The sequence below is a fragment of the Alteromonas sp. I10 genome (assembly GCF_003201515.1).
Classification (GTDB): domain Bacteria; phylum Pseudomonadota; class Gammaproteobacteria; order Enterobacterales; family Alteromonadaceae; genus Alteromonas; species Alteromonas macleodii.
Genome location: NZ_QJJN01000012.1, coordinates 88,698 through 107,036 on the forward strand (window position 1 = coordinate 88,698; position 18,339 = coordinate 107,036).

At 43.9% G+C, this 18,339-nt stretch carries 18 protein-coding genes and 2 pseudogenes; 3 read left to right on the forward strand and 17 right to left on the reverse strand.

Features of this window, described 5'->3' with window-relative positions; translation table 11 throughout:
* Positions 1 to 47: 47 nt before the first annotated feature.
* Positions 48 to 1,991: pseudogene (locus tag BZA03_RS19080) on the reverse strand (TonB-dependent receptor); the annotation flags it as partial.
* Between the two features lie 167 nt (positions 1,992 to 2,158).
* Between BZA03_RS19080 and BZA03_RS19085 the strand changes: the two are divergent.
* Positions 2,159 to 3,159 (forward strand): annotated as a pseudogene (locus tag BZA03_RS19085) (LacI family DNA-binding transcriptional regulator).
* Positions 3,160 to 3,297: 138 nt separating this feature from the next.
* Here the strand turns inward: BZA03_RS19085 and BZA03_RS19090 are convergent.
* Positions 3,298 to 4,467, reverse strand: coding sequence for a DUF1624 domain-containing protein (locus tag BZA03_RS19090; protein WP_110289595.1), 1,170 nt, complete (start codon positions 4,465 to 4,467; stop codon positions 3,298 to 3,300).
* Positions 4,468 to 4,668: 201 nt separating this feature from the next.
* On the opposite strand from BZA03_RS19090, the gene BZA03_RS19095 reads away from it, so the two are divergent.
* A complete protein-coding gene (locus BZA03_RS19095) occupies positions 4,669 to 5,136 on the forward strand; it encodes a nuclear transport factor 2 family protein (RefSeq protein WP_110289596.1) in 468 nt (155 codons plus the stop codon).
* Positions 5,137 to 5,188: 52 nt separating this feature from the next.
* Here BZA03_RS19095 and BZA03_RS19100 read toward each other — a convergent pair whose 3' ends face one another.
* The 3 genes from BZA03_RS19100 to BZA03_RS19110 form a co-directional block, all read right to left on the reverse strand.
* A complete protein-coding gene (locus BZA03_RS19100; RefSeq protein ID WP_014951442.1) occupies positions 5,189 to 5,830 on the reverse strand; it encodes an OmpA family protein in 642 nt (213 codons plus the stop codon).
* Between the two features lie 365 nt (positions 5,831 to 6,195).
* Positions 6,196 to 7,380 carry an HD-GYP domain-containing protein gene (locus tag BZA03_RS19105; protein ID WP_069945252.1) on the reverse strand — a complete coding sequence of 395 codons (1,185 nt, stop codon included), beginning with the start codon at positions 7,378 to 7,380 and terminating at the stop codon, positions 6,196 to 6,198.
* A gap of 67 nt (positions 7,381 to 7,447) precedes the next feature.
* Positions 7,448 to 7,786 carry an MGMT family protein gene (locus tag BZA03_RS19110; RefSeq protein ID WP_014951444.1) on the reverse strand — a complete coding sequence of 113 codons (339 nt, stop codon included), beginning with the start codon at positions 7,784 to 7,786 and terminating at the stop codon, positions 7,448 to 7,450.
* Positions 7,787 to 7,865: 79 nt separating this feature from the next.
* Here BZA03_RS19110 and BZA03_RS19115 point away from each other — a divergent pair, with 79 nt between their 5' ends.
* Positions 7,866 to 8,447 carry a tRNA-uridine aminocarboxypropyltransferase gene (locus tag BZA03_RS19115; protein WP_069945253.1) on the forward strand — a complete coding sequence of 194 codons (582 nt, stop codon included), beginning with the start codon at positions 7,866 to 7,868 and terminating at the stop codon, positions 8,445 to 8,447.
* A 23-nt stretch (positions 8,448 to 8,470) separates the two neighbouring features.
* Here the strand turns inward: BZA03_RS19115 and BZA03_RS19120 are convergent, their stop codons facing one another.
* The 12 genes from BZA03_RS19120 to BZA03_RS19175 all read right to left on the reverse strand — a co-directional run bounded on the left by BZA03_RS19120 (position 8,471) and on the right by BZA03_RS19175 (position 18,283).
* Positions 8,471 to 9,070, reverse strand: a complete 600-nt coding sequence (locus BZA03_RS19120; RefSeq protein WP_069945254.1) for a glutathione S-transferase family protein — start codon at positions 9,068 to 9,070, stop codon at positions 8,471 to 8,473.
* 97 nt (positions 9,071 to 9,167) lie between these two features.
* Positions 9,168 to 10,022: a hypothetical protein gene (locus tag BZA03_RS19125; protein ID WP_110289597.1), complete on the reverse strand. Its 855-nt coding sequence runs from the start codon at positions 10,020 to 10,022 to the stop codon at positions 9,168 to 9,170.
* 41 nt (positions 10,023 to 10,063) lie between these two features.
* Positions 10,064 to 10,996, reverse strand: a complete 933-nt coding sequence (locus tag BZA03_RS19130; protein ID WP_110289598.1) for a hypothetical protein — start codon at positions 10,994 to 10,996, stop codon at positions 10,064 to 10,066.
* 212 nt (positions 10,997 to 11,208) lie between these two features.
* The gene (locus BZA03_RS19135) at positions 11,209 to 11,622 is read right to left on the reverse strand and encodes a F0F1 ATP synthase subunit epsilon (RefSeq protein ID WP_014951448.1); all 414 of its coding nucleotides are present in this window, start codon (positions 11,620 to 11,622) and stop codon (positions 11,209 to 11,211) included.
* A 60-nt stretch (positions 11,623 to 11,682) separates the two neighbouring features.
* Positions 11,683 to 13,068 carry a F0F1 ATP synthase subunit beta gene (gene atpD, locus BZA03_RS19140; RefSeq protein WP_014951449.1) on the reverse strand — a complete coding sequence of 462 codons (1,386 nt, stop codon included), beginning with the start codon at positions 13,066 to 13,068 and terminating at the stop codon, positions 11,683 to 11,685.
* A gap of 33 nt (positions 13,069 to 13,101) precedes the next feature.
* Positions 13,102 to 13,962 (reverse strand): F0F1 ATP synthase subunit gamma, encoded by an 861-nt coding sequence (gene atpG / locus BZA03_RS19145; RefSeq protein ID WP_110289599.1) that lies wholly within the window; start codon positions 13,960 to 13,962, stop codon positions 13,102 to 13,104.
* Between the two features lie 58 nt (positions 13,963 to 14,020).
* On the reverse strand, positions 14,021 to 15,562 hold the full coding sequence (gene atpA, locus BZA03_RS19150; RefSeq protein WP_014951450.1) for a F0F1 ATP synthase subunit alpha: 1,542 nt from the start codon (positions 15,560 to 15,562) through the stop codon (positions 14,021 to 14,023).
* Positions 15,563 to 15,575: 13 nt separating this feature from the next.
* Entirely contained in the window at positions 15,576 to 16,109 is a 534-nt protein-coding gene (gene atpH, locus BZA03_RS19155) for a F0F1 ATP synthase subunit delta (protein WP_110289600.1), read from the reverse strand.
* 14 nt (positions 16,110 to 16,123) lie between these two features.
* Entirely contained in the window at positions 16,124 to 16,594 is a 471-nt protein-coding gene (atpF, locus tag BZA03_RS19160; protein ID WP_075177147.1) for a F0F1 ATP synthase subunit B, read from the reverse strand.
* Between the two features lie 37 nt (positions 16,595 to 16,631).
* Positions 16,632 to 16,862 (reverse strand): F0F1 ATP synthase subunit C, encoded by a 231-nt coding sequence (gene atpE, locus BZA03_RS19165; RefSeq protein ID WP_075177146.1) that lies wholly within the window; start codon positions 16,860 to 16,862, stop codon positions 16,632 to 16,634.
* A gap of 99 nt (positions 16,863 to 16,961) precedes the next feature.
* The gene (gene atpB, locus BZA03_RS19170) at positions 16,962 to 17,795 is read right to left on the reverse strand and encodes a F0F1 ATP synthase subunit A (RefSeq protein ID WP_075177145.1); all 834 of its coding nucleotides are present in this window, start codon (positions 17,793 to 17,795) and stop codon (positions 16,962 to 16,964) included.
* A 101-nt stretch (positions 17,796 to 17,896) separates the two neighbouring features.
* Positions 17,897 to 18,283, reverse strand: a complete 387-nt coding sequence (locus BZA03_RS19175) for an ATP synthase subunit I (RefSeq protein ID WP_075177315.1) — start codon at positions 18,281 to 18,283, stop codon at positions 17,897 to 17,899.
* Between the last annotated feature and the right edge of the window lie 56 nt (positions 18,284 to 18,339).

Here is an 18,339-nt window from a genome sequence, read left to right on the forward strand (position 1 = left end):
CTAAAGCGCAACCCTAAGCACTTTAGCGGGTAAACACACCCCAATCGTTAAAACTTGTAGCGAACTCCCAGTGCATAGCGAGCGCCAAGCTCATCTAATTTCCACAACATAGCACTTGTTCTGCCGTGTCTACGGATATTTTCATCTGTGATGTTTATCCCTTCAAATGATACCGTAAGATCTTCAGTGATGTCGTAAGAAACATTGAAGTCTATTTGTGAATAGTCTTCGGTATAGCCCGGCTCATTAATGTACTGAGAGGTTGTATCAAGGAACTTATCACGCCAGTTGTAGGCAATACGCGCTTGCAAAGCATCTTTCTCATACATCAAGATGAGGTTTGCTGTGTCACTTAGTCCCACAAGGGCAAACTGAGTTATCGATGGATTTGCGTCATTATCAAAACCAATATCACCTTGCACTGTGGTGTAGTTAGCCAGTACCCCGAAGCCGCTATCACCAAAGAAGTGCTGCGCAGCAAGTTCGAAACCGTAAATATTCGCCGCTTTATTGTTAACAGGTTTAGAGTTAATGAAGGTAATCAACGGATCTTCGCTATTGGGCAGCACATCGAATTGCTGCTCAAACTGCTCGTCAGTCAACGAGTCATACTCGATACCGTTTTCCATCGCAGCAACCATGTTAAACAATGACGTGTCATTAATTGGAATACCACGCGCCTCTAATTCAGCGCGAGCCGCCTCTGCACGCGGTCCATTGGTAACGTCTCTCAACCCAAAGATATTTTCTTCAACTTGTTCATTACCGATAAAGTTCTTAACACGCTTATCGTAAAAACCAACCGACACATAGCTTGTCTCATCGAAATAATATTCGAATGAAAGATCAAGGTTGTCTGATTCTAATGGTATTAGCGATGGGTTACCTGAACTCGCGGTGGCGGTAATGCTGTCAGTAAGAATTGTCGGCCCGCTTTGAGGCGATACTGTCGATGCAGCACTTAACCTATTATAAGTTGGTCGTGCGATAGTTTTGCTGTAAGAGAATCGCGCAATCATGTTTTCAACAACTTCGATATCGAAATCTAATGCAGGAAGTACATGGTCGTAACTTGATTCAACTTCAACATCTTCCATGTCGCTTCCAAAGCGGACGTTGAAGTCATTATTACCTTCCCACGCAATGCCGCTAGGTAAACTTATATTTGCAATTGAAGTTACATCGGTATTTTCGTAGCGTACACCTGCCAACAGGTTGTACTCCATGCCGTTTAACTCGCCAGATAAATCCAATTCGAAATAAACCGCAGTTATGTCTTCTTCAATAGTACGGTTAGTTGCAAACGGGTTGTTGGCAAGAAAATCAAAACCGTATTCTTGAGCAGCAAATGCACCAATTTGCGCAACGCTACCGGTAAAGCCCTGAGAGAACATCCCCTCAGTATTGAAATCGCTAAACTCACTCGCCAAATCCAGCGGTGTTAAAGAACCAGCAGGAAGCTCACCCGGGTTCTCAATTCCCCAGTTGCCCATGGTGTGGCGGGTTAGAGATTGGAGCGATGTGCTCTCCATTGAGCGTGACTCGATACCAAAGTTAATGCTTCCGGTATCCATAACGTAAGAGCCATCAAGACGAGCTTGAGTAATTTCGGTGTCTTGCGACGAGAAATTCATGTCCAATATCGATGTACCTACGTCATCTTGGTCAAGCACGCCATTACCGTTAAGATTATCACGAGCTTCATCGTCAAAATCGACGAACATAATTGGGAAGTCGCCTCTGAAATCGACACCTTGCCCTTTAACTACGTTTGCGCCTAAACCAAGATTTGTCCACGTTCCATAGGGCGCATCTGGGCGTCCTTCTGCCGTCGAATTATGAAGGTCGAAGACTAGAGTTAGCTCGTCATTTACGAAGTACTCAAGATTTAAACCGATTGACTTGTTTTCGTTGACTTGGTTTAGTTCTTGAAGTGCCAAACCTAGATCACGAGGTAGCAAATCTCGGCGTTCTTGAGTGATTAATACCGGCGCTATTTGGCTTTGCTGGCGCGGCGTTAATCTGTCTGTACCCATTAAATGACGAAAAACAAAAAGAAGTTACACAAGCTTTACTCTCTCGACGTAGCGAACAACCGCCGATATCGGCATAATACAGTCAGTTAGAGTGATTGTTTTAGAAAACGAGGTCTTATCACGTGCCCACCATTTATCAAGTTGCGAGCGTGCAGGTGTTTCTTTATCTACGGTATCCCGCGTATTAAATGGTAAGGCTTCGGTAAACAAAGTACTGAAAGAACGCGTAGAGAAAGCGGTTAAAGAGCTAAATTACCGCCCAAATTCTGTCGCTCGTTCATTGGCAAATAACCGCACTGACAGCGTCGGGGTACTTGTACCTGAACTCAACGCCCCGTTTTTTGGCGATCTGATGCAAGCTGTAGAGTCAACGCTGCGCGCTGCAGATAAACATGTCATTATTTCGGTAGGACGAAATTGCCTAGAAACCGAGAAAGATGCGGTAGAGTTTCTTATTAGCCGTAACTGCGATGCACTCATCATGCATGCAGAAGCATTATCCGATGAGTATTTATTGGAGTTAAACCAGTCGAAACTTCCCGTTGCTTTGGTTAACAGACAGGTGGAAGGGCTACCTGAGGCATGCACTAGCCTCGATAATGAAAAGGGTGGATATCTGGCTACCCGCCACTTACTCGAGCTAGGCCATAAAGACATTGCATATATTTCTGGGCCGACTGACAAGTGTGACGCGAGCTTGCGCTTGGAAGGACATAAACGCGCCTTGTCGGAAGCAGGGTTGCCCATAAACCCACAGTTGATATTTAACGGCGACTATTCTGAAGAAGACGGGAAGATTGGCTTGTTAGAGCTCATGGCGCGCGATGTGCCTTTCACGGCTTTAGTGTGCGCCAACGATTGGATGGCATCGGGTGCGATAAGCTGCGCGAGAGATTTAGGCATGAGCCTTCCCCATGACTTGTCTGTGGTCGGTTTCGATGACGTGGTATTTGCCCACCATGTTTTTCCTCGTCTTACCACGGTCAGTAACCCAATTGCGGAAATGGCTGAAATGTCAGCCAAGTACATACTTAATAAAGTATATGGTCAGGCTAATAACGTTCAGCTGTACTTCGAACCTTCCTTGGTTGTTCGGGAGTCTACGGTAAAACATGAAGGATGAAGCAGCTGGTAAGTCGAAAACCGACGCTCATCTAAACTCTTAATTAAAACTTTCAATTAAGTGCCTTTCGCTCCCAATAGCGCACTTTGCTATCCACCTTAATAATGATACGACCCACAATAGACGCGAAGGCCTGTCTTACAAGTATTTAAGCCAAGGGGCGTGGTGCTTTGATTTATAGGCGCTAAACCATTTAACAGGGAAATAAAGCACTAAACTAAGGCCAGCAGCTATTAACCATATTTGATAAATATGGTCTACGCCCACGTATTTTCCTTTATTCGTCCCCCAAATAAAGAATGCAATACCGTACATCACCAGCAATACGTACAAATGCAGGATGTAGAAAAACATCGGGACCGAGCCAAAGGTGTCGAGAAACGCAAACTGCGTATCCTTAACGCGCTCGAAAGCAAACAACAATAGAAACATGCCGGCCAGCGTAAAGAGCAAAAATGCTAAAGACGGGGGGTACTTAGTCAAATTAAGTAATGACATCAACGTAGTGATGGCACTTTGTTGTAGCTCCCAAGGCAAGGTCTCACCATAAATATTTAAACCGCGAAGTAGGAAAAATAGGCTGAGCGACACTGCAAATAAACCAAGCAACCACCGACCGCGTCGCGCTTTATCAAGCTGTTGACTGTAAAGAGGCCCACATGCATAACCGAGCAGTATTACCCCTATCCAAGGAAGCACGGGATAACTCACTTTAATGTTTAGGGCGGCTGACTGAAGTATATATCCTCTATCGTGCAGCATTGTCCAAAGCGTATAGCCTGTTTCATGTGGAACATAGCTAATTGGCGTTAGTGCATTATGTCCAAAGACAATTAAGAGGCCTAAAATGAGCAACAGAGTTCTTGGAAGATAACTCAATACAGCCAGAGCAATCATGCTGATACCTATGGCCCACATCACCTGAAGATAAAGCGTTTGGAAACTCGCCCCCCAGCTAAACGTAATAAATGTGACCTCTAAGAACAAAATAAACAATCCACGCTTAATTAAGAACTCTCTGACATTACGTGTCGGCTTAGCCTTATTCGCTGAGTCCATTGGATTGGCATAGAGCCATGCAGACAGCCCCGTTAAAAACACGAATGTGGGTGCGCAGTAATGGGCGGCTAACCGTGTGAAAAATAGAGAAGGTGACGTAGTATCGATATCCATAGGATCAGATACCTGCAAATGCAGAAAAAAGCGCTCTCGCACGTGATCGATAAGCATAATGAGCATGACCAAGCCACGCATCATATCGATGCTTCGAATACGGTTTCGTTGAATACTAGAAGACATTTTAGCCATTACATCAAGGAGGAAATATTTGCTATCAACACAACTTCGTTCAGAATTTAGCGGTAGTTTTAGCCACTCACAGCATCGATAGTTAAACGATTAACCCAATGCTATAACATTGCAGTAAACAGTGGCAATTATTTGCTTCGAATATACTAATGATGCGTTCAACAGCATAATAAGAAATACTAGAAGAAAAGCGGAGTCACTATGAAATATCTATTGTTAGGTCTGGTCATGCTTGCTGTTGCGACGACGGCCGTTGCGAACAACGACCGCGACGCAGTGAATCAGACACTTAATGCTCTACATCACAATGCGTCTATTGCAGACTTTGAGCAGTATTTTGGTTTGTATCACGACAGCGCGATCTTTATTGGCACCGACGCATCTGAGGTATGGACCAAAGAAGCGTTTAAGGCGTATGCCAAACCTCACTTTGACAAGGGCAGAGGATGGACATACCACCCGCGAGACAGGCATATCTATTTTTCCCCTAATCACGATGTAGCCTGGTTCGATGAACTGCTCGATAATGAAAGCCTGGGAGAAACACGAGGCACGGGTGTCTTAATAAAAGAGGGAGCAAAGTGGAAAGTCACCCAATACCATTTAACGATCCCTATCCCCAACGCGCTTGCAGATAGCGTTGCTAATCAAATTAAAACCATACAATAAAAAAAGCCCCGACGTAACGGGGCCTTTGTTTCTCTTTGGGTCTTAACTACCTTTAGGTATTAGACTGTGTGAGTGGTTGAATTTCCATCTCTACTCGACGGTTCATCGAGCGGTTTGCTGCACTATTGTTAGGTACTTTAGGTGCGTATTCGCCCATACCTACCGTCGTGATACGCGTCGGGTTAACGGAATAGTTAATAAGTAAATTCTTAACCGCTCCTGCGCGACGCTCAGATAAAGACTGGTTGTACTGCTCAGAGCCAGTGTCATCCGTATGACCTTTGATCATAAGAACGGTTTTTTCGTAATTGTTTACGACTTTGGCAACGTCTTGAAGAACCGGATTGAAGTTAGGGCTGATGCTAGAACTGTCAGTAGCAAAGGTAATGTCGCCCGGCATGATCAATCGCAGATTATCGCCTTCTCGCACAACTTGAACGCCAGTATCAGAAAGCTCATTTCGAAGCTCTTCTTCCTGTTTGTCCATGTAGTTACCTATCGCACCACCTGCGATTGCACCTACCGCAGCGCCCCACGCATAACGACTTTTGTCGTTATCACCTGTCGCTTTACCCAGCAATGCGCCTACTACCGCACCAATAGCGGCACCTTTTTGCGTATTATTCGGATCAGTTGCGCAACCTGCTACCGTTAGTGACGCAGCAATCAAACTTACAGCAAGAGTCTTTTTCATAACTTCCTCTTATTTCAATTAAAAGCTCAATATTGATGAGTTGCATTTATCCATTGCCACTCTCAATAAGCTCAGTGTTAGTTTTGCATTAAACAACTACAGTGATAGCAATTAGCGTTCCACTGGCAAATATTCTGTATATAAGCAACAACGAGTATCTGAGCGCCACGAGTTCGCTTCCTGCTTAACTTTTTCTAAAAATCAGCACTCAAAGGCACTACAGCACTTCATGTTTAGAGGATTGTAGGACATCAAACCTGAACGTTAGCTAAATGAACGTTGGAATAAAGAAGAAAAAATGCGTTGGTACACAGTGTAAATACTACACTGTGTTGCTAAAAAGTAACGTTTTAGCCTATTGAAACTTAACGCTCAAAAAATGCGTTCAGATCAATCTTATAGTCAGACGCTATGACGGCTTTGTTGATACTGATTGTTTTATCCGATGATAGGTCAACATCTTTCGGCGTTAGATAGTGGTTACTGCGAACCGAATAAAAAACCTTTACGAGTGGCGTAAGCGGGGAGTCTCTCTGTTCAAGCACCATCGCTAATTTATCATTTGATAATAGAACTAGGCTCCCTACGGGGTATACGCCCAGACACTTTATAAACTGTTGAACGAGCGACTGGTCAAGACGCGTTGGCGCATCACTCATCAAAATAGAGAATGCCTTTTGGCTAGACATACCGGCCTTATACACCCGGTCCGCGGTGAGTGCATCGTACATATCGGCAATGGCAAGCATTCGGCCTGCTTGACTAATATCCTCACCTTTGGTCCCAGCAGGGTAGCCTAACCCGTCCAATCGCTCATGATGCTCACTAATCGCTTGAATCAGTGGCTGCGCAATTTCCGTACTTTTTAAATAGTCGACCCCGTGCTTTACATGACCTTTCATGATGTCCATTTCGCTGTCCGTAAGGCGGCCTGGCTTATGAAGAATTTCATCTGGAATTTTGATTTTGCCCAAGTCGTGTAGAAAGCCAGCATAGGAAAGGTCTTGCACCTCTTCTTCAGACATCCCTAAATACTTGCCAAAATTGGCGAGTAAAATAGCAACGTTCAGAGAATGCTCTAGTAAATAGTCGTCTTTTTCTCGAATTTTAGTCAGACAAAGTAACGCATCGGGGTTTCTATCTACCGACTCTACCAACTTGTTTGAAAATGCTTTGGGAATACTTGCATCAAAAGGCGTCTCTTTTTGTACATTGGCAAGTAACAACTTTTGAATTGCCTTTCCTTGCTCGTGAAGCTTTGCGGCTCTTACCAGCTCATTTTCTAGTGATACTTTTTTTGATTTTACCGGCTGATCAGAAGGCGAGTTTTGGTGCTTTTCCACAGTAGCCGATGAGCTAGGTTGCTCAACGTTAAACGCCTTATCTGTATCAATGGCGAGGGTTTTCACACCTCGCTTTCTAAGTGTTTTAACCACGTCATCAGACGTAACGCGGCCTTGGCTCGTAACCCTCAACGCACCTTTTTGCTCTAAAATTTGATGAACAAACATGCCTGGCACTAACTGATCAATAGTAATCTTTTTTATCATCTTATATGCACTGCACTATATTAATCGCCATATATTTGCTAACTGCTTTCATATAAAAAGTGAAAGCTCAGTACTCTAACTCTACTAGTATAGTGTGTAAATCTGGCTTCCAACCAAACTTCGTCATATTCACTCGGTAGTTTTTAACGACCACACCTTCCTCTGCTAATCGCTCTCGCTGCTCATCCGCTTTATCAGAGCCAGCAGGAAAAGCAATTTTACCGTCAGCACGTAGTACGCGATGCCAGTGGCAGTCAGCATTTATCTCTCTTAAACACTTTCCCATCATTCTAGCTCTGCCGGGTAATCCACACAGGTCAGCGAGCAAGGCGTAACTTATTACCTGTCCCTCAGGCACTAAAGAAAGCGTTTTCTCTACTCGAGATTGTACTGCTTCATTCGGCATGTTGTATATTATCCTATCTATTAAGTTACTTAGTTAATAAGTGCGATAAACGTTCAAAAGAGAATAAAGAAATTCAGTTATGCGCCTTTATTGTGAACACTGTGGATATCCTCAAAAAACCTGTATTTGCTCTCACATTAACACAGTAGATACATCGTTAGAGATTGTGATAGTTCAACACGAAAAAGAAGCACTTCACGCCAAGAATACGGCGCGCTTAGTTTCATTGTGTATTCCTTCGACGCGAATCATACTTGCTAATGATGTCGTCGCTATGCAATCACTATCCGAACACTGCTCACGTCGACATTCAGTGCTTGTTTACCCAAGTGAATGCAGTACACCGATAGAAAGTGTCGATGCCGTTGCACGTTCTGAGATCACAACGCTAATTCTAATAGATGGAAGTTGGAAACAAGCATTTGGTCTAGTGAAACAGAACCCATGGTTAACAAAGTTACCAGCGTTTCACTTCATTTCTGCACCCACTTCTAACTATGCTATTCGTCATACCACATTAAGCAATGCACTTTCCACGCTAGAAGCAACAGCTTATGCACTACAGTGCTTAGATCAAATCGACGTTTCTGGGCTTTACAGAGCACAGAGAGCCTTACAAGATAAGTGGCAAGGCCCTATGTCACATAGAAGGCATTTCTAGCGTAGAACTTCGTTTAGCGCACATTACGCGTTCATGGGAATGAAGCCCTTTTGATCTTTGACTAAACTTATCCAATTTCGAATGGCGGGATAGGCGGAAAGGTCAAACCCGCCCTCGTGGGCCACGTGGGTATACGCAAACAATGAAATATCCGCAAGAGTTAACGTGTCACCTAGCAAAAACGGCGTAGTTTTAAGTTGATGCTCCATGACAGCTAGTGCTCGATATCCACCCGCTTGTTTAGATTCGTACTCCGCTTTCCTGTCCTCGGGTAGCCCTAAATAAATATTGATGTAGCGAGCAACGGCGATATAAGGCTCGTGACTGTATTGTTCGAAAAACTGCCACTGTAAAAGTTGCGAAAAACTATAGGGAGAAGAGGGGATTAAAGGAGTGTTAGATGCCAGGTAGTGCATGATGGCATTGGATTCTGACAACACCCTGCCGTCGTCTAGTTCAAGCAACGGAATTTTCCCATTAGGGGTCTTTTCTAGGAAAGAAGGAGCGCGTGTTTCTCCTTTCATAATGTCCACATCAATCCATTCGCAGGTTTTACCTAACAAAGAAAGAAGCAGTTGGAGTTTGTAACAGTTTCCTGAACGCGTGTCGCCGTATATTCGCATAAGGTAAGTTCCTTAAATGTAGAAATTTAAACAGCCATAGCCTTTCACCACGTTGGTGTAATACAAACTAGCAAAGCAGCAAAATTCATTACACTTATTATAATTTCCATGAAGACTTTGGGTCGCAGAGCGTTTCTTTTACATGCAATAAGTGCTCTATTTCTTTACTTTTCTCTTCAACCAAGCTTTGTTTTATTAGCTGCGCTATTGTCTTATCAATTTCTTTCGCCACAGCTAGTTTTATCTTTTTAACTTGATGGTGAAAATACATAAGAGGAGTGAGCAGAAATGCTACAAAAAACGCAAACAAGCAGGAAATAAAAATTGCATCAAAGAGGTGAATTGGCTGATTTATCCAAAAAACGGGAATGACCAAAAATACCATCGACGTCGTCATTACTGTTGTTACGGTAAGGCTTATGACGTACTTATAAAGCTTTAATTTCCCCATAGCATCAACAGTATCATCGGACAAAAACTTCCATAAGTACCTGTTAACTGTTGTCAGCTGCATAATAAAAAGAGACAGAAGCAACCAAAAGGGTATCGCGCTCATTGCAACAATAAACACTTCTTTCTCGTCGATCCGTTCTATAACACCTTCCGAGATCATGTATAGCAAAGGCATCATAAATCCTATAGATATCGCCCATACCAGTTGCTTTTTAAACTGCTCAGACAAGATTCTTCTATGCAAGCCAAATTCATTGTGCTTTTTAATAGTATTAAGAATTAATAGAAGGTTATTAGCCGCTTTTTGTTGAAGTACTCTGATTGCTAACAGAAAGACTCCGCTAAGCAGAGATGTTCCTATGGCTGTATTTAGATCTCGTTGCGCATCACTAGATTCTACGGGGAATTGAATAGTGCCAGAAAAGCAATGCAAAGCAATCATGAAAAGGATTAGCAGTACTGGGTACATCAGGTTGTCGAATAAAACATTGTGTTTCATATGTTTAATCGTATTAGCTTGCTCATGGTTACCTATCAAACTTAGGAAACAAAAAGCGCTAAACTCCACATTATTGTTATGAAGGATAGGCAAGCAGCTAGCCTTACTTTATCCCGCCTTTCAAATAGTCTCATTGAAAGAATACTTAGCCTTTCCAGCTCTTGATCACATCTTTCATATTGCTCTAGCTTATCAGACGAAATCTTACATTCCATTTCTTCTAGAAGTTTACTGCTTACATTCGACTTCTCCTTTAACCACTGAGACTTCAGCCTGACGACAGGAAAAAAGAGATAAACACCGATTACTACCGAAAATAAAAGCGTCATCAAAATGTCGTAGATTGGAATATTTTTTCCTAACCAAAAAATGGGGAACAGTGAAATAGCGCCTAACGAGAGGGTAGCATTCACAAAGGAAAGTTTTGCTAAAGAAGAAAGTGAGTTTAAGTAATCGTAATAGTTCTCGGTTTGGCTAAGTACGTGATCTTTTAGGTAGCTAACATTCGATGAAGATTGCGCTAGAAAAAGAAAGAACAAAAACCAAAATAAAACGGCGCAGATCGTTATTACATATTGGTAAAACTTTACATCGTTAAGAAGAAGGTTCTCTACAAGAACATATACAACAGTATTTAAGATGGCTATAAATAGGCAATTAGCGGATTGTAGTTGGAACTTGCTTGATAACTTTTGCCTGTGCTGATTCAAATGACTCAACTGACTTGTTTTTACAAGGATTGAGATCAAAGTACTTACTACATTTTTGTGATTTAGCTGAATACAAAACCAAAAATAGCCTGATAGTAAACTCATACCTATTGCAGTGTTGAAGTCTCTTAGGCCCCCCTCTTTAATGGGTAAAACTAATGCTCCCGAGAAGTAATGCACCATAAGGAGTACAGCAACCAACAATGCTGGATACAGTCCTATAAATGCACCGTTGTGTACATTAGCGTAGGGATTGAGCTTCATTAATAATATTTTTACTAGCAGATAAAGTAGAGCACCTAAGCCGTATTTCTGACTCAGTGCACTAGCGTACTTTAGATCAAAGATAACCTTACAACCTTAAGCGCTAATAACGATGTAAGCAATAAAAATAAACGTAAGAGAATGTGAACGACCACTTTTCGTTCGGCAATAAAAAACCCGCCATTTGGCGGGTTTTTTCAAAGCTGTGCTTTTTATTTGCGTAACTTCTGAATAAGACGAAGTTGAGCAATAGCTTCTGCAAGCTCGTGAGCTGCTTCAGCGTAGTTAAAGTCAGCGCCTGGGTTGGCGATGTGCTCTTCTGCACGTCGTTTGGCTTCTTCTGCTGCCTGCTCGTCAAGATCTTCAGCTCGAACCGCGGTATCAGCCAGTACGGTAACATTGCCAGGTTGTACTTCTAGTACACCACCAGCAACATAGATTACTTCTTCTTCACCGTGCTGTTTAACCAAACGCACCATACCAGGTTTAATAGCAGAGATAAGTGGCGCGTGCCCTGGGTGAATACCCAGCTCACCTTCGCTACCTGTCACCTGAATCGCTTCAACGCGACCTGAGAAAATCGCTTTCTCCGCGCTTACTACGTCCAAATGTACTGTCATTGCCATGTGAACCTCCTGATTAGGTACGTTAGCATGATGCTAGGCTAGCAACTGCTAGCCCTGTCATTATGCTTTCTTGGCTTTCTCTAGCGCTTCTTCGATAGAACCAACCATGTAGAAGGCCTGCTCTGGAAGGTGATCATACTCACCGTCTAGAATGCCTTTAAAGCCACTGATTGTGTCTTTTAGCGATACATATTTACCAGGTGCACCAGTAAATACTTCTGCTACGAAGAACGGCTGAGATAGGAAACGCTGAATCTTACGAGCACGTGATACCACTTGCTTGTCTTCTTCAGATAGTTCGTCCATACCTAGGATCGCGATGATGTCTTTCAGCTCTTTATAGCGCTGAAGAACAGTCTGTACGCCACGTGCTACGTCATAGTGCTCTTGACCAATTACTAGCGGGTCTAGCTGACGAGACGTTGAATCTAGTGGGTCTACCGCAGGGTAGATACCAAGAGACGCGATATCACGAGAAAGTACTACCGTTGCATCCAAGTGAGCAAAGGTTGTCGCTGGAGATGGGTCCGTCAAGTCATCCGCAGGTACGTATACCGCTTGGATTGAAGTGATTGAACCTGTCTTCGTTGACGTAATACGTTCCTGAAGTACACCCATCTCTTCTGCAAGAGTAGGCTGGTAACCTACCGCAGATGGCATACGACCTAGAAGTGCTGATACTTCAGTACCTGCTAGGGTATAACGATAGATGTTATCTACGAAGAATAGAACGTCACGGCCTTCGTCACGGAACTTCTCAGCCATTGTTAGACCGGTAAGTGCAACACGTAGACGGTTACCCGGTGGCTCGTTCATCTGACCGTATACAAGCGATACTTTATCAAGTACGTTTGATTCGTTCATTTCGTGATAGAAGTCGTTACCCTCACGCGTACGCTCACCAACACCAGCGAATACTGAGAAACCGCTGTGCTCGATTGCGATGTTACGGATAAGTTCCATCATGTTTACGGTTTTACCTACACCCGCACCACCGAATAGACCAACTTTACCACCCTTAGCGAATGGACAAACCAAGTCGATTACTTTGATACCAGTTTCTAGTAGTTCTACCGAGCTAGACTGATCTTCGTAGCTAGGCGCTTCACGGTGAATAGACATACGCTCTTCTTCACCAATTGGGCCTGCTTCGTCGATTGGGTTACCCAATACGTCCATGATACGACCAAGTGTCTTCGTACCAACTGGAACCATGATTGGGTTACCGGTATTTTCTACTGCAAGACCACGCTTTAGTCCGTCAGTAGTACCTAGTGCGATGCCACGAACAACACCACCACCTAATTGCTGTTGCACTTCCAGGGTTAGACCTGACAAGTCACCTTCGGTAACTCGTAGTGCGTCATAAACTCTTGGTACCGCATCTTGTGGAAATTCAATATCCACAACGGCGCCAATGATTTGGACGACCTTACCTTGACTCATAATTTGTCCTCGTTATCTCTTTTAAACCTTTGCCTACACCGCTGCGGCACCGCTCACAATCTCACTGATTTCTTGTGTGATTGCAGCCTGACGCGCTTTGTTATATACCAGTTGTAACTCATCAATGAGGTTACCGGCGTTGTCGGTTGCTGCCTTCATGGCAACCATTCGCGCAGCTTGTTCTGACGCCGCGTTTTCTACAACACCCTGATACACCTGAGACTCAATGTAACGAACCATTAGTGCTTCCAAAATTTCTTTTGGATCTGGCTCGTAGATGTAGTCCCAACGATGTTGATATTCTTCGTCTTCTGACTTTGGCAAAGGCAATAACTGATTGATCACAGGTTTCTGTGTCATGGTGTTAACGAAGTCATTGAATACCAAGAATACTCGGTCAATTTGTCCTTCGTCGTACGCTTTAAGCATAACGCGTACAACACCCACTACATCGCTCACAGCCGGCTTGTCACCTAAACCAGATTCAGCAGCAAGCAACTTGCCACCAAAGCGGTTGAAGAAACTGCACGCCTTAGAACCTAATGCAGCAAAATCCACTTCTACACCCTGTTCACGCCATTTTTTGACGTCTTGAGTGACGAGCTTAAATTCATTGGTGTTCAAGCCACCACATAAGCCTCGGTCAGTGGAAATCACAATGTAACCGACTCGCTTGACTTCACGCTCTTCCAAATAAGGATGGCGATATTCAAGGTTACCGTTTGCAATGTGACCAATCACTTTAAGCATATTTTGTGCATATGGACGGCCAGAAGCCATGCGTTCCTGCGCCTTTTTCATTTTAGACGCAGCAACCATTTCCATCGCACTGGTAATCTTCTGAGTATTTTTGATACTCCCAATCTTACCTTTTATTTCTTTACCGCTGGCCATGACTATCTCTCCGATTACTCAACGAATTGCGCTGGTGGTTAAACACCAGCACCATTGATTACCAAGTTTGTGTCGCTTTAAAGTTTGTTAAAGCGTCGTTCAACTTAGAGGCAATCTCGTCGTTGTAGTTACCTGATTCGTTGATAGTCTTCATAAGGTCAGCGTGTTCGCTGTTCATGTAAGAGTGAAGAGCGGCTTCAAAATCTAGGATTTTGTTAAGCTCGATACCCTTAAGGAAACCTTTTTCTACCGCGAACAGAGATACACCCATATCAGCAATTGAAAGTGGTGCGTACTGCTTCTGCTTCATTAGCTCAGTTACGCGCTCACCGTGCTCAAGTTGCTCACGAGTTGCATCATCAAGGTCAGAAGCAAACTGCGAGAACGCCGCAAGTTCACGATACTGAGCTAGGGCTAGACGGATACCGCCACCCAACTTCTTGATGATTTTAGTCTGTGCAGCACCACCAACACGAGATACCGAGATACCAGCGTTAACCGCTGGACGGATACCTGCGTTAAACAAGTCAGTTTCTAGGAAGATCTGACCGTCGGTAATTGAGATTACGTTAGTTGGTACGAATGCAGATACGTCACCAGCTTGCGTTTCGATAATTGGAAGCGCAGTCAATGAACCTGTCTTGCCTTTCACTTCGCCGTTTGTGTAACGCTCAACGTATTGTTCGTTTACACGTGCAGCACGTTCTAGTAGACGTGAGTGAAGGTAGAATACGTCACCTGGGTAAGCTTCACGGCCTGGTGGACGCTTAAGTAGTAGTGAGATTTGACGGTAAGCAACAGCTTGCTTAGACAAATCATCATATACGATTAGCGCGTCTTCACCGCGGTCACGGAAGAATTCACCCATAGTACAACCAGAGTAAGGCGCTAGGTATTGAAGCGCAGCAGACTCAGATGCAGATGCTGCAACCACGATAGTGTGGTCAAGTGCACCGTGCTCTTCTAGTTTACGTACTACGTTAGCGATAGTAGATGCTTTCTGACCAACCGCTACGTACACACATTTAATGCCTGTACCTTTTTGGTTGATGATAGCGTCAACAGCCATTGCTGTTTTACCACACTGACGGTCACCGATGATAAGCTCACGCTGACCACGACCTACTGGGATCATGGCATCAACTGACTTATAACCAGTCTGTACTGGCTGGTCTACCGATTGACGCTCGATTACGCCAGGTGCAATTTTTTCAACTGGCTCGAAACCAGCTGCGTCGATTGCGCCTTTACCATCGATAGGCTCACCTAGTGTGTTAACAACACGACCTAGTAGTGCATTACCTACTGGTACTTCAAGAATACGACCAGTAGATTGTACTTTATCGCCTTCTTTAAGGTCCGCATAAGGACCCATAACAACTGCACCTACAGAGTCTCGCTCAAGATTTAGTGCAATTGCGTAACGGCTTCCAGGAAGCTCGATCATTTCACCTTGCATTACATCTGCAAGGCCGTGAATGCGGATAATACCGTCTGTTACTGCGACGATAGTACCTTCATTACGTGCTTCACTGCTTACATTGAACTGTTCAATTCTTTTCTTGATCAGTTCAGCAATTTCAGTGGAATTAAGTTGCATGCTCTTATCCCCGTTATGCTTGCAACGCGTCTGCTAGACGGTTCAATTTCGACTTTACGGAACCATCAATAACTGTATCGCCGGCATTAATTACCATTCCAGCGATCAGGGCAAGGTCCACGTTACAATTAAGCTTCACTTTACGTGCCAAACGTTTTTCCAAAGATGCAACCAACTCGTTTTGTTGTGCATCAGTCAGCGTAGATGCTGAGGTTACGTCCACTTCTATTTCTTTGTCGTAATCTGCTTTAAACGCATCAAACAAAGTAGAAATTTCAGGCAACGCGGCTAAACGTTTATTCTCAGCCAAAACCTTAACCAGGTTTTGGCCGTGTTCGTCGAGTTGCTCACCACAAACATTGTTAAAAATGTCGGCAAGCGTGTCAGCGGCAACCGCACCAGACAAAAGCTGGTGCATGTCATCGTTCGCTGCTACAGCGCCTGCAAAGGCGAGCATTTCTTGCCATTTTGCAACGGCATCTTTCTCGACAGCAAAATCGAAAGCAGCTTTAGCATAAGGACGAGCAACGGTTGTCAATTCAGACATGGCTCATCTCCCTATTAAAGCTCAGCGACAAGTTTTTCAACAATGTCGTTTTGTGCGTTTGCATCGATTTCACGTTGTAAGATTTGCTGTGCGCCAGCTACTGCAAGTGCAGAAACCTGCTTGCGCAAATCTTCTTTGGCACGATTGCGTTCAGCTTCAATCTCGGCATAACCAGAAGCGATAATCTTTTCGCGTTCCGCATGGCCTTTTTGCGTTTCTTCGTCAACCAATTGGTTGGCGCGCTTTTTGGCCTGCTCGATAATTTCAGCTGCTTGCGCTTTCGCATCTTTAAGCTGCTCTGTTGCTTTCGCTTGAGCTAGCTCTAGGTCTTTCTCTGCACGTTCAGAAGCTTCAAGCCCATCGGCAATTTTCTTCTGACGTTCTTCAATCGCTGCCATTAGTGGAGGCCATACATATTTCATGCAGAACACCACGAACACAGCGAAAGCGATTAATTGACCAATAAAAGTGGCGTTAATATTCACTATCGCCTCTCCTCATAAAAGTTCGCTAGAGTATGAATTAAAGTAGGTACTGAGGTGGAGCGAACAATAGGAATAGTGCGATACCAACACCGATCATCGCGATGGCGTCGATAAGACCCGCTACGATGAACATTTTAACTTGTAGTTGTGGTGCAAGTTCTGGTTGACGAGCAGCAGACTCTAGGAATTTACCACCTAGAAGACCGAAGCCGATAGCGGTACCAAGAGCACCCATACCAATTAGGATAGCAACTGCGATTGCAAGCATGTTTAAATCTCCGATTTAAAGTTTAGTTAAGGTTAATGTTTAAAATAAAACTCGGTTAAAAACGGTACCGGCAAACCTATTCCCGGTACCCGTTAATTCTTAGTGGTCTTCTGCCGCTAGGCTTAAGTACACGATAGTTAGCATCATGAAAATAAACGCCTGAAGCGGAAGTACCAGAATATGGAACACAGCCCACATGAAGTGCAGTGGAAGCTGGAAATAACCAATTGTAGCAATCAAAATGAAGATTAGCTCACTGGCATACAAGTTACCGAACAAACGCAGCGCTAGTGAAAGCGGACGCGCAAGCAAAGTAACGGTTTCAAGAATAAAGTTCACCGGAATGAAAAGCGGGTGACCGAAAGGCTGCATAGTAAGCTCTTTAGTAAAGCCACCAATGCCTTTCATCTTGATTGAATAGTAAAGAATTAGGATGAATACACCCGCCGCTAGTGCAAACGTAAGGTTAAGGTCAGTAGTTGGAACTGCCTTCATGTATACGTCGTGTGGATCCATACCAAACGCTGAAGAACCAATTAGGCCTGCGATAGTAGGCAGCACGTCAACAGGGATAAGGTCCATAAGGTTCATTAGCAATACCCATACAAAGATAGTCAGTGCTAATGGCGCAATAAGTGCGCTCTTACCGTGGAAAGTGCTCTTCACATTATCATCGACAAACTCAACGATTAGCTCAACAAATGCCTGCATTTTGCCAGGCACGCCGGTTGTAGCTTTTGAAGCAACGCTTCTAAAGATGATTAGGAAAAGAAGACCAAGACCGATAGACCATGCCAGTGTATCAACATGCCATGCCCAAAAACCAGCGTCAGAACACGCTTTATTAAAAGCTATTCCGTTGTCAGTTGAGCACATGGTGGCATTGGTCAAGTGGTGCTTGATGTATTCTGAGGTAGTGTATTCAGATGCCATTGTTTAACCCAAGTTGTAAAGTGTAAAAATTTGGTGACTGGTTCTTTAGTCTCAATCGGTCGATTACGTTGTTTTCGTTATCGCAACGCCATGCGTTGTCTTTATTCTTTCGTACCGTAGTGAAACATGGCTAGCGCATGGCTAGCGGTTGTAATCACGAACGCTGCAAAAATCTCAAGCGGCGTAGCATTTAAGCCTTTAAACGCAATTACAAATAAAATGATTGTCAGTGCCAGCTTCATTTTTGAGCCTTGGCTAAAACTTCGTGCAACAAGGTCGTTTTTACTGGCGCCTGCATAGCGAAATGCAAAGCCAGCAAACACTATTGTAGGCAGTATACTTATTAAGGCACCTGCCGCTGCCGACATGGCGGAATGACTTCCTCCTGCGGCGCCTGCGAAAGCGGTAACGACTAGGGCTGTAATAGCCTGAAAAAGTAGCCCTTTCTTGGCGAGGTCTAACCCGCGTTTTGCTAACTTGTTCGTCACTTTTACTCGCAGCTTGTTCACGTCTTACAAAAAGCGTCAGAAGTATACTGTTTTAC

What these genes read in the sequence shown, in the direction of transcription:
- BZA03_RS19090 (WP_110289595.1), bottom strand. Translation starts at nt 4,467, where the DNA reads ATGGCTAAAATGTCTTCTAGTATTCAACGAAACCGTATTCGAAGCATC.
- BZA03_RS19095 (WP_110289596.1), top strand. Translation starts at nt 4,669, where the DNA reads ATGAAATATCTATTGTTAGGTCTGGTCATGCTTGCTGTTGCGACGACG.
- BZA03_RS19100 (WP_014951442.1), bottom strand. Translation starts at nt 5,830, where the DNA reads ATGAAAAAGACTCTTGCTGTAAGTTTGATTGCTGCGTCACTAACGGTA.
- BZA03_RS19105 (WP_069945252.1), bottom strand. Translation starts at nt 7,380, where the DNA reads ATGATAAAAAAGATTACTATTGATCAGTTAGTGCCAGGCATGTTTGTT.
- BZA03_RS19110 (WP_014951444.1), bottom strand. Translation starts at nt 7,786, where the DNA reads ATGCCGAATGAAGCAGTACAATCTCGAGTAGAGAAAACGCTTTCTTTA.
- BZA03_RS19115 (WP_069945253.1), top strand. Translation starts at nt 7,866, where the DNA reads ATGCGCCTTTATTGTGAACACTGTGGATATCCTCAAAAAACCTGTATT.
- BZA03_RS19120 (WP_069945254.1), bottom strand. Translation starts at nt 9,070, where the DNA reads ATGCGAATATACGGCGACACGCGTTCAGGAAACTGTTACAAACTCCAA.
- BZA03_RS19125 (WP_110289597.1), bottom strand. Translation starts at nt 10,022, where the DNA reads ATGAAACACAATGTTTTATTCGACAACCTGATGTACCCAGTACTGCTA.
- BZA03_RS19130 (WP_110289598.1), bottom strand. Translation starts at nt 10,996, where the DNA reads ATGAAGCTCAATCCCTACGCTAATGTACACAACGGTGCATTTATAGGA.
- BZA03_RS19135 (WP_014951448.1), bottom strand. Translation starts at nt 11,622, where the DNA reads ATGGCAATGACAGTACATTTGGACGTAGTAAGCGCGGAGAAAGCGATT.
- atpD (WP_014951449.1), bottom strand. Translation starts at nt 13,068, where the DNA reads ATGAGTCAAGGTAAGGTCGTCCAAATCATTGGCGCCGTTGTGGATATT.
- atpG (WP_110289599.1), bottom strand. Translation starts at nt 13,962, where the DNA reads ATGGCCAGCGGTAAAGAAATAAAAGGTAAGATTGGGAGTATCAAAAAT.
- atpA (WP_014951450.1), bottom strand. Translation starts at nt 15,562, where the DNA reads ATGCAACTTAATTCCACTGAAATTGCTGAACTGATCAAGAAAAGAATT.
- atpH (WP_110289600.1), bottom strand. Translation starts at nt 16,109, where the DNA reads ATGTCTGAATTGACAACCGTTGCTCGTCCTTATGCTAAAGCTGCTTTC.
- atpE (WP_075177146.1), bottom strand. Translation starts at nt 16,862, where the DNA reads ATGCTTGCAATCGCAGTTGCTATCCTAATTGGTATGGGTGCTCTTGGT.
- atpB (WP_075177145.1), bottom strand. Translation starts at nt 17,795, where the DNA reads ATGGCATCTGAATACACTACCTCAGAATACATCAAGCACCACTTGACC.